The sequence below is a fragment of the Pseudomonas sp. HLMP genome, assembly GCF_046365545.1.
GTDB classification, from domain to species: Bacteria; Pseudomonadota; Gammaproteobacteria; order Pseudomonadales; family Pseudomonadaceae; genus Aquipseudomonas; species Aquipseudomonas guariconensis_B.
The window spans coordinates 1,282,562-1,296,085 of sequence record NZ_JBDLLR010000001.1 but is presented as its reverse complement, the minus strand read 5'-3'; the positions used below and the strand labels follow the sequence as shown (position 1 = coordinate 1,296,085).

Here is a 13,524-nt window from a genome sequence, read left to right as displayed (position 1 = left end):
AGCGACAGCCGACGGCCGGTGGGTGTCGGCCGCTGCGCCAACAGGTGGCACAGCGGCCTGGAACGGGCGAAAACGGCGCATCAGCACTCGATGGCGCTGACCGCCAGGCCACCGCGCGAGGTTTCCTTGTACTTGTCGTGCATGTCGGCACCGGTGTCGCGCATGGTGCGAATCACCTGGTCGAGGGAGATGAAGTGCTCGCCGTCGCCACGCAGGGCCATCTGCACCGCGTTGATCGCCTTGACCGCGGCGATGGCGTTGCGCTCGATGCACGGCACCTGGACCAGGCCGCCGACCGGGTCGCAGGTCAGCCCCAGGTTGTGTTCCAGGGCGATCTCGGCGGCGTTCTCCAACTGCGCCGGGGTCGCCCCGAGCACCTCGGCCAGGCCCGCGGCGGCCATGGCGCAGGCCGAACCGACCTCGCCCTGGCAACCGACTTCGGCGCCGGAGATCGAGGCGTTCTTCTTGCACAGGATGCCCACCGCCGCCGCGCCGAGGAAGAACTCCACCACGTTGGATTCGTCCACCGCATCGGAGAAGCGCATGTAGTAGTGCAACACCGCCGGGATGATGCCGGCCGCGCCATTGGTGGGCGCGGTGACCATGCGCCCGCCGGCGGCGTTCTCTTCGTTGACCGCCAGGGCGAACAGGTTGACCCACTCCATGGCACTCATGGTCGAGCCGATCACGTTGGGCTTGCCCAGCTCCTGCAGGCTGCGGTGCAGCTTGGCCGCGCGCCGGCGCACATTGAGCCCGCCGGGCAGCGTACCCTCGTACTTGAGGCCGTTGTTCACGCATTCCTGCATGGCGTGCCAGAGCTTGAGCAGGCCGGCGCGGATCTCTTGCTCGCTGCGCCAGGCCTTTTCGTTCTCCATCATCAATTGCGACACGCGCATGTCGTTTTGCTTGCACAGCCGCAGCAGCTCGGCGGCACTGTTGAAATCGTAGGGCAGCACCGTCTGGTCGGCATCCAGCACGCCGCTGGCGGCCTGGGCGGCATCGACCACGAAGCCGCCGCCGACCGAGTAGTAAGTGTCACGGTGCAGCTCGCCCTGCTCGCCTTCGGCGACCAGGGTCATGGCGTTCGGGTGATAGGGCAGGTTCTCGTCGAGCAGCAGCATGTCGCGGGCCCAGACGAACGCGATGGGCAGGCGGCCATCCAGCAGCAGCGTGCTGGTTTCGCGCAGCTCGGCGATACGCGGGGCGATCACCGTGGGGTCGATGGCGTCGGGCCATTCGCCCATCAGGCCCATGATGGTGGCGTTGTCGGTGCCGTGGCCGGTGCCGGTGGCCGACAGCGAGCCGTACAGCCGCACCTCGACCCGCCTTACCCGCTCCAGCTCGCCGCGCTCGCGCAGGCCCTGGACGAACAGGGCGGCGGCGCGCATGGGGCCGACGGTGTGGGAGCTGGAAGGCCCGACACCGATCTTGAACAGGTCGAACACGCTGATGGCCATTGTCGAATCACCTCTTGATGGGCTTGTCTCCCCACGCCAGGCGTGAGGTCGCACAGCTGCTAGGCTGAACGCCGTGAATGCTCGCATCATCGGGCTTTTGCCCCACCTCCCGGCGTCTGCAACCGACGCCATTTTGTCCGGCAGCGCCGCCCTGGCCCGGTCACCGACCGACGCTTCCAGGCGCTCGGATGACGCAAAAAGACGGGGGAACGGGTGGAAGACCCCATATGCGACATCGCCCTTACTGGATGCGACCCGTCCTGTACTGGTTACGACCCCACCAGTAGGCGATTGCCGAGCACTGGGGGATTATCGAAAGCGACTCGTATTGCACGGCCTCGCAACCTGCCCTCTGCAGGCCTGGTCGACCGGACCCCGAGAACGTCCGGCGCCCCGCGCGAACCCGAAGATAAAATCACAGGAGTCCATTCATGAAAGCTTCACCCTCGCTGTTGCTGGCCGCGTTGCTGTCCGCTCCGCTGCTGGCCCAGGCCGCCGAACCCGAGCAGTGCCGAACGGTAAGGTTCTCCGATGTCGGCTGGACCGACATCACCGTGACCACCGCGGTGACCAGCGTCGTGCTCGAAGCCCTGGGCTACAAGACCCACACCACGATGATCTCGGTACCGGTGACCTACAAGTCGCTGGCCGCCGGCAAGGACCTCGACGTGTTCCTCGGCAACTGGATGCCGACCATGGAGAACGACATCAAGCAGTACCGCGACGCCGGCACCGTCGAGACGCTGCGCGCCAACCTGGAGAACGCCAAGTACACCCTGGCGGTGCCCCAGGCGCTGTACGACAAAGGCCTCAAGGATTTCGCCGACATCGTCAAGTTCAAGCGCGAACTGGGCGGCAAGATCTATGGCATCGAGCCGGGCAACGACGGCAACCGCACCATCCAGAACATGATCGACCAGAACGCCTTCGGCCTGAAGGACGCCGGTTTCAAGCTGGTGCAGTCCAGCGAGGCCGGCATGCTGTCGCAGGTCGACCGGGCGCAGAAGCGCGGTGATGCCGTGGTGTTCCTCGGCTGGGAACCGCACCCGATGAACAAGCGCTTCAAGATGCAGTACCTCTCCGGCGGCGACGATTTCTTCGGCCCCGAGTACGGCAAGGCGACGGTGCTGACCAATACCCGCAAGGGCTACGCGCAAGAATGCAGCAACGTTGGCCAGTTGCTGAAGAACCTGTCGTTCACCTTGGACATGGAAAGCACGCTGATGGGCAACGTCCTGGACGACAAGATGAAACCCGAGGCGGCCGCCAAGGCGTGGCTGAAGAACAACCCGCAAGTGCTCGACACCTGGCTGGCCGGGGTGACGACCGTGGACGGCGAACCGGGGCTGGAGGCGGTAAAGGCCAAGCTGACGCAGTAGCAGTAATGGATGCAATAGCAGTAGGCACTACCTCGGGGCAGGACCGTGCCCGCCCCGGACTGATTTCAATCTTTGCAGGTGGAAGCTCGCTATCATGCTTATCGAACAGAAAATACCCCTGGGACAATACATCGCGTCGTTCGTCGAATGGCTGACCCAGAACGGCGCAGATTACTTCGACGCCATCGCCCAAGGCCTGGAGTTCATGATCCATGGCGTCACCAGTGCCCTGACCTGGTTCAACCCCTACGTTCTCATCGCCCTGTTCGCCGCCCTGGCGCACCTGATCCAGCGCAAATGGGCCCTCACCGCGTTCGTTGCCTTCTCGTTCCTGCTGATCTTCAACCTGGGCTACTGGCAGGAAACCATGGAGACCCTGGCGCAGGTGACCTTCGCCACCGTGGTCTGCGTGGCCATCGGCGTGCCGCTGGGCATCCTCGCGGCGCACAAGCCGTGGTTCTACACCGGCATGCGGCCGATCCTCGACCTGATGCAGACGGTGCCCACCTTCGTCTACCTGATCCCGACCCTGACCCTGTTCGGCCTGGGCGTGGTACCGGGGCTGATCTCCACGGTGGTGTTCGCCATCGCCGCGCCGATCCGCCTGACCTACCTGGGGATCTGCGACGTACCCCAGGAGCTGATGGACGCCGGCAAGGCCTTCGGCTGCTCCCGGCGCCAGTTGCTGACCCGCATCGAACTGCCACACGCGATGCCGAGCATCGCCGCTGGCGTCACCCAGTGCATCATGCTGTCGCTGTCGATGGTGGTGATCGCCGCCCTGGTGGGCGCGGACGGCCTGGGCAAACCCGTGGTCAACGCATTGAACACCGCCGATATCTCGCTGGGCTTCGAAGCGGGCCTGGCGATCGTACTGCTGGCGATCATGCTCGACCGTATCTGCAAGCAACCGGAGCTGCCGGCAAGGGGTGAAGCATGAGCATCATTCGTTTCGAAGACGTCGACGTCATCTTCTCCAACAAGCCTCGCGAGGCCCTCGCCCTGCTCGACCAAGGCCAGACCCGCGAGCAGATCCTCAAGAAGACCGGCCTGGTGGTCGGTGTGGAAAAGGCCAACCTGGACATCGACAAGGGCGAGATCTGCGTGCTCATGGGCCTGTCCGGCTCGGGCAAGTCGAGCCTGCTGCGTTGCATCAACGGCCTGAACACCGTCAGCCGTGGCAAGTTGTTCGTCGAGCATGAAGGCAACCATATCGACATCGCACACTGCACCCCGGCCGAGCTGAAGATGATGCGCACCAAGCGCATCGCCATGGTGTTCCAGAAGTTCGCCCTGATGCCCTGGCTGACCGTGCGCGAGAACATCAGCTTTGGCCTGGAGATGCAGGGGCGCCCGGAAAAGGAACGGCGCAAGCTGGTGGACGAGAAGCTCGAGCTGGTGGGTCTGACCCAGTGGCGCAACAAGAAGCCCGACGAGCTCTCCGGCGGCATGCAGCAGCGCGTGGGCCTGGCCCGGGCGCTGGCCATGGATGCCGACATCCTGCTGATGGACGAACCCTTCTCGGCCCTCGACCCGCTGATCCGTCAGGGCCTGCAGGACGAGCTGCTGGAGCTGCAGCGCAAGCTGAGCAAGACCATCGTGTTCGTCAGCCACGACCTGGACGAGGCACTCAAGCTGGGCAGCCGCATCGCCATCATGAAGGACGGCCGCATCATCCAGTACAGCAAGCCCGAAGACATCGTCCTGAACCCGGCGGACGACTACGTGCGCACCTTCGTTGCCCACACCAACCCGCTCAACGTGCTGTGCGGGCGCAGCCTGATGCGCACCCTGGACAAGTGCAAGCGGATCAACGGTTCGGTGTGCCTGGACCCGGGCGTGGACTCCTGGCTCGACCTGGGCGAAGGCGGTTCGATCAAACGTGCCCGCCAGGGCCAGAATGGCCTGGACCTGCAGAACTGGGCGCCAGGGCAGGATGTGGAGACGCTGGCGCGCAAGCCGACCCTGGTGAGTGCCGACATCGGCATGCGCGAAGCCCTGCAGATCCGCTACCAGACCGGTAACAAGCTGGTGCTGCAAGAGAACGACAAGGTGGTGGGGATTCTTGGCGACAGCGAGCTGTATCACGCGTTGCTAGGCAAGAATCTCGGCTGATCGTGAACCCTGGGGCTGCTTTGCAGCCCCAGGGTTCAAAGCCCCACGCGCAGAATCAGCGAACGACGATTCCCCGCGCCGCCATGTAGGCCTTGGCCTCGGGCACGGTGTATTCGCCGAAGTGGAAGATGCTCGCCGCCAGCACCGCGCTGGCATGCCCTTCCAGGATCCCGTCAGCCAGGTGCTGCAGGTTGCCCACGCCGCCCGAGGCGATCACCGGGATGCCCACGGCATCGCTGATGGCGCGGGTCACGCCCAGGTCGAAGCCGCTCTTCATGCCATCCTGATCCATGCTGGTGAGCAGGATCTCGCCCGCCCCCAGGCCTTCCATCTTCTTCGCCCAGGCCACCGCATCCAGGCCGGTCGGCTTGCGCCCGCCGTGGGTGAAGATCTCCCAGCGCGGCGTCTCGTCGGGGCCGCTGACCTTCTTGGCGTCGATGGCGACGACGATGCACTGGGAGCCGAAGCGCTCGGCCGCCTCGCCGACGAACTCGGGGTTGAACACCGCGGCGGTATTGATCGAGACCTTGTCGGCACCGGCGTTGAGCAGGTTGCGGATGTCCTGCACGGTACGCACGCCACCGCCCACGGTCAGCGGGATGAACACCTGGCTGGCCATGCGCTCGACGGTATGCAGCGTGGTGTCTCGGCCATCGACGCTGGCGGTGATGTCGAGGAAGGTGATCTCGTCGGCACCCTGCTCGTCGTAGCGCCGGGCGATCTCCACCGGGTCGCCGGCATCGCGGATGTTCTCGAACTTGACGCCCTTGACCACCCGGCCGTTGTCCACGTCCAGGCAAGGGATGATGCGTTTAGCTAAAGCCATGGGGGACTCCTGGGGAGCAGCTGCAAGCTTCAAGCGGCAAGAGAAAGGCCGGACCGCGTACTGCCTTTATCTTGCCGCTTGCAGCTTGCCGCTCCTGTCAATAGTTGTCGCAGAAGGCCTGGGCCTCGGCGACGTCGAGGGTGCCTTCGTAGATGGCACGGCCGGTGATAGCGCCGATGATGCCCGGCGCCTTGGCGTCCAGCAGGGCCTTGATGTCGCCCAGGTTGTGGATGCCGCCCGAGGCGATCACCGGGATCGACGTGGCTTCGGCCAGGGCCTTGGTGAAGGGCACGTTGCAGCCCTGCATCATGCCGTCCTTGGCGATGTCGGTGTAGACGATCGCCGAAACGCCATCGGCCTCGAAACGCTTGGCCAGGTCGATGACCTGCACCGAGCTGACCTCGGCCCAGCCGTCGGTGGCGACGAAACCGTCCTTGGCGTCCAGGCCGACGATGACCTTGCCCGGGAAGGCCTTGCACGCTTCGGCGACGAACGCTGGCTGCTTGACCGCCTTGGTACCGATGATCACGTAGCTGACGCCGGCCTTGACGTAGTGCTCGATGGTTTCCAGCGAGCGGATACCGCCGCCGATCTGGATCGGCAGCTGTGGGTAGCGCTTGGCGATGGCGGTGACCACCTCGCCATTGACCGGCTGGCCTTCGAAGGCGCCATTGAGGTCGACCAGGTGCAGGCGACGGCAGCCCCCCTCGACCCATTTGGCGGCCATGCTCACCGGGTCGTCGGAGAATACGGTGGAGTCTTCCATGCGACCTTGGCGCAAGCGTACGCAGGCACCATCCTTGAGATCGATAGCGGGGATAATCAGCATGCTCTTTCCTTCATCAATTCAAGCGGCAAGCGGCAAGCCACAAGCTGCAAGCAATGCGCGGTGGTTGTTCGATAGGCGATCAGGCTTTAGCTTGCGGCTTTCAGCTTTTTTCCAACGCCCATAGGTCGCTTTCGATGCTCTCGAACCGCTCCTTGAGGTGCAGCTGAACATCGGCAATCGCCCTGTTGTAGTGATGGGGTGCAATTTCCTTGCTGAACAGTTCGAGAACCTCGGCCACTTCGAATGAGCCCAGTTGCAGCTCGAAGCGGTCCTCCAGGAACCGCTTCAAGGTGTCGAGGGCCTCGCGCTCCTGCTCGGGGGCCAGGGTGAGGACCGGCGCCTTGGTCCGCGACCTGCTCATCTACCAGCGCCCGTCCCAGGCGATGAAGTTCTGCAGCAACTGCAGGCCATGGGTATGGCTCTTCTCCGGGTGGAACTGCACGGCGAAGCGCGGGCCATCGGCCAGCGCCGCCGCGAAGTCGACGCCGTAGTGGCCGCGGCCGACCACCTGGCCCGGCTTGCCGGCATTGATGTAGTAGCTGTGCACGAAGTAGAAACGGGCCCGGTCGGGGATATCGTGCCACAGGGGGTGGTCGATGGCCTGGCTGACCTCGTTCCAGCCCATGTGCGGCACCTTCAGGTGCTCGCCGTCTTCCTGCAGGCCTTTGCCGAAGAAGCGCACCTGGCCGGGGAACAGGCCGATGCAATCGACGCCGTCGTTCTCCTCGCTGTGCTCGAGCAGCGCCTGCATGCCGACGCAGATGCCGAGGAATGGACGGTCCTGGCTGACCTCGCGGACCAGACCATCGAAGCCCAGGCGACGGATTTCGGCCATGCAGTCACGGATCGCGCCGACGCCGGGGAACACCACCCGGTCGGCCTCGCGGATCACCGCGGCGTCGCTGGTGATCAGCACCTTGCCGGCGCCGACATGCTCCAGGGCCTTGGCCACCGAGTGCAGGTTGCCCATGCCATAGTCGATAACGGCGACTGTCTGCATTACAGGCATCCCTTGGTCGAAGGCATCTGCCCGGCCATGCGCTCGTCCAGCTCGACGGCCATGCGCAGGGCGCGGCCGAAGGCCTTGAACACCGTCTCGATCTGGTGGTGGGTGTTGTGGCCACGCAGGTTGTCGATGTGCAGGGTCACCAGGGCGTGGTTGACAAAGCCCTGGAAGAACTCCTGGAACAGGTCGACGTCGAAGCCACCGACGCTGGCACGGGTGTACGGCACATGCATCTGCAGCCCCGGGCGGCCGGAGAAGTCGATGACCACGCGCGACAGCGCTTCGTCCAGCGGCACGTAGGCATGGCCGTAGCGGCGGATGCCCTTCTTGTCGCCGATGGCCTTGGCGAAGGCCTGGCCGAGGGTGATGCCGACGTCTTCCACGGTGTGGTGGTCGTCGATATGCAGGTCGCCCTTGCACTCGATGTCCAGGTCGATCAGCCCATGCCGGGCGATCTGGTCGAGCATGTGTTCAAGGAAAGGCACACCGATATCGAATCGGGCCTTGCCACTGCCATCGAGGTTGATCGAGGCCTTTACCTGGGTTTCCAGGGTATTGCGCTCGACGGAAGCCTTACGTTCGACCATCACCAGCTCCGCAAAATCATTGGGCGAAAAGGCTGCCATTATAGGCCCAGAACGCGCCGGCTTGGAACGCGGATGACATATGGCAGCGCCAGGCCATTTTTGCGCCCGCCGCCCCGTCCAAGGAACTGCGGTAGTGGATGAGGTCAAACCTGTACTGGCCAAACCATCGGCGCCTTCTTCAACATTCGTAAGAAATGCCCTGTATCGCTTGTCTGATACGCAGGAGCCATCGCCGCGGCGCTATACTTTGCCGCTTGAATTTCAAAATCGGACTACAAGGACTCGCCCATGAAAGCGTTCGGCAAAATCCTGGGGCTGGGGCTTCTCGGGTTGCTGCTGATCATCGTGGCGCTGGGCTTCGCCCTGACCCACCTCTTCGATCCCAACGACTATAAAGACGAGATTCGCCAGCTGGCCCGCGACAAGGCCCACGTCGAGCTGACCCTCAACGGTGAAATCGGCTGGAGCCTGTTCCCGTGGCTGGGCCTGGAGCTGCATGACGCCAGCGTCGCCACGCTGAACAACCCCAAGGCGCCGTTCGCCGACCTGCAGATGCTCGGCCTGTCGGTGCGCGTACTGCCCCTGCTGCGCCGCGAAGTGCAGATGAGCGACGTGCGCGTCGAGGGCCTGAACCTGACGTTGACCCGCGACGAACAGGGCCACGGCAACTGGGAAGACATCGGCAAGCCCCTGCCCGAGCAGAGCGCCAGCAGCGGCGCCAAGCCCGCCGAGCCCACCGCCAGCGAGCCCCCGGCCAGCCAGCAAGGTGCCAACGAGCGCCAGGTCAAGTTGGACATCGACAGCCTGACCGTGAACAACGCCCGGGTGCAGTACACCGATGCCCGCAGCGGCCAGAGCTTCAGCGCCGAAAGCATCCAGCTGAGCACCGGCGCGGTGCGCGAGGGCGTGAACATCCCGCTCAAGGCCAGCGCCTTCCTGAGCGCCAGCCAACCGAACCTCAAGGCCCGCACCGAGCTGACCGGCGAACTGCGCTTCGACCGTCGGCTCAAGCGCTACAACTTCGAGGACATGCGCCTTTCCGGCGAGACCTCGGGCGAGCCGCTGGCCGGCAAGACCATGACCTTCGCCGCCCAGGGCCAGTTGCTGGTCGACCTGGCAGCCAACGTCGCCTCGTGGAACGGCCTGAAGCTGTCGGCCAACCAGCTGCGCGCCCTGGGCGAACTGAACCTGCGCGACCTGGACAAGACCCCGCAACTGAGCGGTGGCCTGTCCGTGGCCCAGTTCGACCTGCGCACCTTCCTCGACAGCATCGGCCACCCGCTGCCGGCCACCGCCGACCCGGCCGCGTTCGGCAAGCTGGAGCTGGTCAGCCGCCTGCAGGGCAACCCGAACAGCCTGGCCCTGGAAGACCTGGCGGTGAAACTGGACGACAGCACCTTCAGCGGCCGCGTGGCCGTCGAAGACGTCGCCAAGCAGGCCTTGCGCCTGCGCCTGAAAGCCGACAAGTTCGACGCCGATCGCTACTTCCCGGCCAAGAGCGAGGAGGCCAAGGGCGCCACGGCCGCCCGCCAGGCCGAGGTCAAGCAGCAGGAAGCCCGCGCGGTGACTGGCACCACCCCGCTACCCAACGCCCCGACCCAGGTGGCCTGGAGCAACGACAAGCTGCTGCCGGTGGACCGCCTGCGCGCACTCGACCTGCAGGCCGACCTGTCGTTCGGCGCCCTGACGCTGGACAAGCTGCCGATCGCCGACGCCCAGCTCAAGGCCAGCGGCCAGGGCGGCCTGGTGACCCTCCAGACCCTGCGCGGCAGCCTGTACAACGGCAGCTTCGAGGCCAAGGGCACCGTCGATGTACGCCCGGCCGTACCACAGATCGGCGTCAACACGAAGATCACTCGCGTGCCGGTGGAGCACTTCATCAAGCGCGAAAGCCCGGACCAGGCCCCGCCGGTCAAGGGCCTGCTGACCCTCTCCAGCGACCTGACCGCCACCGGCAACAGCCAGAAGGCCCTGGTCGATACCCTCAACGGCAAAGCCAGCTTCACCATCAACGATGGCGTGCTGGTCAACGCCAACCTGGAACAGCAACTGTGCCAGGCCATCGCCACCCTCAACCGCAAGACGCTCAGCGGCGAGCCGCGCGGCAAGGACACGCCCTTCCAGGAACTGCGCGGCAGCCTGGTGATACGCAACGGCGTGGCCAGCAACCCGGACCTGAAGGCGCGCATCCCCGGCCTGGCCGTCAACGGCCATGGTGACGTCGACCTGCGCGTGCTGGGCATGGACTACAACATCGGCGTGATCGTCGAAGGCGACCAGCGCGCCATGCCTGACCCGGCCTGCCAGGTCAACGAGCGCTACGTTGGCGTCGAACTGCCGCTGCGCTGTCGCGGCCCGCTGGAGCTGGGTGCCAAGGCCTGCCGCCTGGACCAGGACGGCCTGGGCAAGGTCGCCGCCAAGCTGGCCGGCAATCGCCTGAAGGAGAAACTGGATGACAAGCTCGACGAAAAGCTCGGTGACAAGGTGAGCCCGGAAGTCAAAGAGGCACTCAAGGGGCTGTTCAAACGATGAGTCCCGAGCAGTTCTCCAGCGCCGTGCTGGACTGGTACGACCAGCACGGCCGCCACGACCTGCCCTGGCAACAGGGCATCACCCCCTACCGTGTCTGGGTCTCGGAAATCATGCTGCAGCAGACCCAGGTCAGCACCGTGCTCAACTATTTCGACCGTTTCATGCAGGCCCTGCCCACAGTACGGGCCCTGGCCGAGGCACCAGAGGACGAGGTACTGCACCTGTGGACGGGCCTGGGCTACTACACCCGCGCACGCAACCTGCAGAAGGCGGCGAAGATCGTGGTCGAAAAGCACGGCGGCGAATTCCCACGCAGCGTCGAGCAGCTCACCGAGCTGCCCGGCATCGGCCGCTCCACCGCTGGCGCCATCGCCAGCATCAGCATGGGCATTCGTGCACCGATCCTCGACGGCAACGTCAAGCGCGTGCTGGCCCGCTATACCGCCCAGGCCGGCTACCCGGGCGAGCCGAAGGTGGCCAATGCCCTGTGGGCCAATGCCGAGCGCTTCACGCCGATGACCCGGGTCAACCACTACACCCAGGCGATGATGGACCTGGGGGCGACGCTGTGCACCCGCAGCAAGCCCAGTTGCCTGATCTGCCCGCTGCAGCAAGGTTGCCAGGCGCACCTGCTCGGCCAGGAAACCCACTACCCCGAGCCCAAGCCGCGCAAGGCCCTGCCCCAGCGCCGCACGCTGATGCCGATCCTGGCCAACCAGCAAGGCGCCATCCTGCTCTACCGCCGCCCCTCCAGCGGCCTGTGGGGTGGCCTGTGGAGCCTGCCGGAGCTGGACAGCCTGGAGCAGCTCGACGACCTGGCCTACCAGCATGGCCTGCGCATGACCGCCAGCCACGCCCTGGAAGGCCTGACCCACACCTTCAGCCATTTCCAGCTGGCCATCGAGCCCTGGCTGGTGCGCGTCGACCCGGCTGGCTCGCACGTGGCCGAGCCCGACTGGCTCTGGTATAACCTGGCCACCCCGCCGCGCCTGGGCCTGGCTGCCCCGGTCAAGAAACTGCTCAAACGCGCGGCCGACGAATTGATTGCAGGAGAGCCCCGATGACCCGCACCGTGATGTGCCGCAAGTACAAAGAAGAACTGCCCGGCCTTGAGCGCCCGCCCTACCCCGGCGCCAAGGGCCAGGACATCTTCGACAACATCTCAAGGCAGGCCTGGGACGAATGGCAGAAGCACCAGACCATGCTGATCAACGAAAAGCGCCTGAACATGATGAACGCCGAGGACCGCAAGTTCCTCCAGGCGGAGATGGACAAGTTCTTCTCCGGCGAAGACTACGCCAAGGCCGAAGGCTACGTTCCCCCCAGCGAATGAGCCTCGGAAACGTAAGCGACGGAATTAATTTAAAAAATTTTCAAAAAGTCGTTGACGTGATCCTGAAAAACCCTTTTAATGCGCCCCGTTGCCCAGATAGCTCAGTCGGTAGAGCAGGGGATTGAAAATCCCCGTGTCGGCGGTTCGATTCCGTCTCTGGGCACCAAATACCGAAACCCTGGATCGAAAGATCCAGGGTTTTTTTGTGCCTGTCAGTCGGCGCAAGCGCCCTCTGTGGGAGCTGGCTTGCCAGCGATGGGGTGCGAAGCGGCCCCTGGCCCGGACGATCAGCCCAGCATTGACCGACATCAAAAAGCCATCAATCAGCGAGTCCTAGCATATCGGGTGGACACTCGAATCGACCCGAAGGGACTTCCATGAGCGACGACTCCACGCCCCTGCTCTCCCCCACGCCCGCCCAGGACGCCAGCCCAGGCATCGCCTCGATCCCTCGCCGCCGCCCCTCACGCCCGCGCAAGCCCGCCGCCAGGATCAAGCCCGAGCCGACCATCAGCGCCATCAGCCAGCAACCCGCCGCCCTGGAAGTGGCCACCGCCCGCCACGGCAGCAGCGAGGACAGCACCTCGGCGCGCCTGCCGGCCAACTACCCATACCGCACCCGCCTGCGCCGCCAGGACTACGAGAAGGCCAAGCACAACCTGCAGATCGAGCTGCTCAAGGTGCAGAGCTGGGTGAAGGAAACCGGCCAGCGCGTGGTCATCCTCTTCGAAGGCCGCGACGCGGCGGGCAAGGGCGGCACGATCAAGCGCTTCATGGAACACCTGAACCCGCGTGGCGCGCGGATCGTCGCCCTGGAAAAGCCCTCCGAGCAGGAAAAGGGCCAGTGGTACTTCCAGCGCTACATCCAGCACCTGCCCACGGCTGGCGAAATGGTGTTCTTCGACCGCTCCTGGTACAACCGCGCCGGCGTCGAGCGGGTGATGGACTTCTGCACGCCGCTGCAGTACCTGGAGTTCATGCGCCAGGCCCCGGAGCTGGAGCGCATGCTGTGCAACAGCGGCATCCTGCTGTTCAAGTACTGGTTCTCGGTGAACCGCGAGGAGCAACTGCGCCGCTTCATCTCCCGCCGCGACGACCCGCTCAAGCACTGGAAGCTCTCGCCCATCGACATCAAGTCGCTGGACAGGTGGGAGGACTACACCGCGGCCAAGGAGGCCATGTTCTTCCACACCGACACCGCCGACGCGCCCTGGACGGTGATCAAGTCCGACGACAAGAAGCGCGCGCGGATCAACTGCATCCGCCACTTCCTGCATTCGCTGGACTATCCGGGCAAGGACCACAGCGTGGCCCATGCACCCGACCCACTGCTAGTGGGGCGGGCTTCGCGGGGGTTCGAGGAGGATGAGCCGGCACCGCAGGCCAGTTGAACCCCAGGTCTGCTGCGCAGCCCTTTCTCGACACAAGGCCGCTCCCACAGGCTCGCCGCTGCTCTTGAG

General features: G+C 65.0%; 13 protein-coding genes and 1 tRNA gene. 8 read left to right on the top strand and 6 right to left on the bottom strand.

Going from position 1 to position 13,524, the window contains the following annotated elements:
- Window positions 1–80: 80 nt before the first annotated feature.
- Complete coding sequence (locus tag ABFA30_RS06170) at window positions 81–1,457, bottom strand: L-serine ammonia-lyase (RefSeq protein WP_410045239.1); 1,377 nt, start codon at window positions 1,455–1,457, stop codon at window positions 81–83.
- 431 nt (window positions 1,458–1,888) lie between these two features.
- Between ABFA30_RS06170 and ABFA30_RS06165 the strand changes: the two genes are divergently transcribed.
- The 3 genes from ABFA30_RS06165 to choV all read left to right on the top strand — a co-directional run bounded on the left by ABFA30_RS06165 (window position 1,889) and on the right by choV (window position 4,951).
- Complete coding sequence (locus ABFA30_RS06165) at window positions 1,889–2,836, top strand: choline ABC transporter substrate-binding protein (RefSeq protein WP_253090701.1); 948 nt, start codon at window positions 1,889–1,891, stop codon at window positions 2,834–2,836.
- Window positions 2,837–2,930: 94 nt separating this feature from the next.
- Window positions 2,931–3,776, top strand: coding sequence for a choline ABC transporter permease subunit (gene choW, locus ABFA30_RS06160; protein ID WP_262923779.1), 846 nt, complete (start codon window positions 2,931–2,933; stop codon window positions 3,774–3,776).
- Complete coding sequence (gene choV / locus ABFA30_RS06155) at window positions 3,773–4,951, top strand: choline ABC transporter ATP-binding protein (protein WP_225786547.1); 1,179 nt, start codon at window positions 3,773–3,775, stop codon at window positions 4,949–4,951. The genes choW and choV overlap by 4 nt, the downstream gene beginning before the upstream one ends.
- 55 nt (window positions 4,952–5,006) lie before the next feature.
- Here the strand turns inward: choV and hisF are convergent, their stop codons facing one another.
- From hisF to hisB, 5 genes are all read right to left on the bottom strand, one after another.
- Window positions 5,007–5,777 (bottom strand): imidazole glycerol phosphate synthase subunit HisF, encoded by a 771-nt coding sequence (gene hisF / locus ABFA30_RS06150; RefSeq protein ID WP_225786548.1) that lies wholly within the window; start codon window positions 5,775–5,777, stop codon window positions 5,007–5,009.
- A 97-nt stretch (window positions 5,778–5,874) separates the two neighbouring features.
- Window positions 5,875–6,606, bottom strand: coding sequence for a 1-(5-phosphoribosyl)-5-[(5-phosphoribosylamino)methylideneamino]imidazole-4-carboxamide isomerase (gene hisA, locus ABFA30_RS06145; protein ID WP_253081642.1), 732 nt, complete (start codon window positions 6,604–6,606; stop codon window positions 5,875–5,877).
- A gap of 100 nt (window positions 6,607–6,706) precedes the next feature.
- Window positions 6,707–6,967 carry a DUF2164 domain-containing protein gene (locus ABFA30_RS06140; RefSeq protein ID WP_410045238.1) on the bottom strand — a complete coding sequence of 87 codons (261 nt, stop codon included), beginning with the start codon at window positions 6,965–6,967 and terminating at the stop codon, window positions 6,707–6,709.
- Complete coding sequence (gene hisH, locus ABFA30_RS06135; protein WP_225786551.1) at window positions 6,968–7,606, bottom strand: imidazole glycerol phosphate synthase subunit HisH; 639 nt, start codon at window positions 7,604–7,606, stop codon at window positions 6,968–6,970.
- A complete protein-coding gene (gene hisB / locus ABFA30_RS06130) occupies window positions 7,606–8,199 on the bottom strand; it encodes an imidazoleglycerol-phosphate dehydratase HisB (RefSeq protein ID WP_225786552.1) in 594 nt (197 codons plus the stop codon). Before hisB ends, hisH begins: the two co-directional genes overlap by 1 nt.
- 288 nt (window positions 8,200–8,487) lie before the next feature.
- Here hisB and ABFA30_RS06125 point away from each other — a divergent pair, with 288 nt between their 5' ends.
- The 5 genes from ABFA30_RS06125 to ppk2 all read left to right on the top strand — a co-directional run bounded on the left by ABFA30_RS06125 (window position 8,488) and on the right by ppk2 (window position 13,455).
- Window positions 8,488–10,731 (top strand): AsmA family protein, encoded by a 2,244-nt coding sequence (locus ABFA30_RS06125; RefSeq protein ID WP_225786553.1) that lies wholly within the window; start codon window positions 8,488–8,490, stop codon window positions 10,729–10,731.
- The gene (gene mutY / locus ABFA30_RS06120) at window positions 10,728–11,795 is read left to right on the top strand and encodes an A/G-specific adenine glycosylase (protein WP_253090699.1); all 1,068 of its coding nucleotides are present in this window, start codon (window positions 10,728–10,730) and stop codon (window positions 11,793–11,795) included. The genes ABFA30_RS06125 and mutY overlap by 4 nt, the downstream gene beginning before the upstream one ends.
- On the top strand, window positions 11,792–12,064 hold the full coding sequence (locus tag ABFA30_RS06115) for an oxidative damage protection protein (RefSeq protein WP_225786555.1): 273 nt from the start codon (window positions 11,792–11,794) through the stop codon (window positions 12,062–12,064). Before mutY ends, ABFA30_RS06115 begins: the two co-directional genes overlap by 4 nt.
- Window positions 12,065–12,154: 90 nt before the next feature.
- Window positions 12,155–12,230: transfer RNA gene (locus ABFA30_RS06110), tRNA-Phe, on the top strand.
- Between the two features lie 211 nt (window positions 12,231–12,441).
- Window positions 12,442–13,455: a polyphosphate kinase 2 gene (gene ppk2, locus ABFA30_RS06105; RefSeq protein WP_253081640.1), complete on the top strand. Its 1,014-nt coding sequence runs from the start codon at window positions 12,442–12,444 to the stop codon at window positions 13,453–13,455.
- Window positions 13,456–13,524: the final 69 nt, after the last annotated feature.

What these genes read in the sequence shown, in the direction of transcription:
- hisA (WP_253081642.1), bottom strand. Translation starts at nt 6,606, where the DNA reads ATGCTGATTATCCCCGCTATCGATCTCAAGGATGGTGCCTGCGTACGC.
- ABFA30_RS06125 (WP_225786553.1), top strand. Translation starts at nt 8,488, where the DNA reads ATGAAAGCGTTCGGCAAAATCCTGGGGCTGGGGCTTCTCGGGTTGCTG.
- ABFA30_RS06140 (WP_410045238.1), bottom strand. Translation starts at nt 6,967, where the DNA reads ATGAGCAGGTCGCGGACCAAGGCGCCGGTCCTCACCCTGGCCCCCGAG.
- choW (WP_262923779.1), top strand. Translation starts at nt 2,931, where the DNA reads ATGCTTATCGAACAGAAAATACCCCTGGGACAATACATCGCGTCGTTC.
- choV (WP_225786547.1), top strand. Translation starts at nt 3,773, where the DNA reads ATGAGCATCATTCGTTTCGAAGACGTCGACGTCATCTTCTCCAACAAG.
- ABFA30_RS06115 (WP_225786555.1), top strand. Translation starts at nt 11,792, where the DNA reads ATGACCCGCACCGTGATGTGCCGCAAGTACAAAGAAGAACTGCCCGGC.
- ABFA30_RS06165 (WP_253090701.1), top strand. Translation starts at nt 1,889, where the DNA reads ATGAAAGCTTCACCCTCGCTGTTGCTGGCCGCGTTGCTGTCCGCTCCG.
- mutY (WP_253090699.1), top strand. Translation starts at nt 10,728, where the DNA reads ATGAGTCCCGAGCAGTTCTCCAGCGCCGTGCTGGACTGGTACGACCAG.
- ppk2 (WP_253081640.1), top strand. Translation starts at nt 12,442, where the DNA reads ATGAGCGACGACTCCACGCCCCTGCTCTCCCCCACGCCCGCCCAGGAC.
- hisF (WP_225786548.1), bottom strand. Translation starts at nt 5,777, where the DNA reads ATGGCTTTAGCTAAACGCATCATCCCTTGCCTGGACGTGGACAACGGC.
- hisB (WP_225786552.1), bottom strand. Translation starts at nt 8,199, where the DNA reads ATGGTCGAACGTAAGGCTTCCGTCGAGCGCAATACCCTGGAAACCCAG.
- ABFA30_RS06170 (WP_410045239.1), bottom strand. Translation starts at nt 1,457, where the DNA reads ATGGCCATCAGCGTGTTCGACCTGTTCAAGATCGGTGTCGGGCCTTCC.
- hisH (WP_225786551.1), bottom strand. Translation starts at nt 7,606, where the DNA reads ATGCAGACAGTCGCCGTTATCGACTATGGCATGGGCAACCTGCACTCG.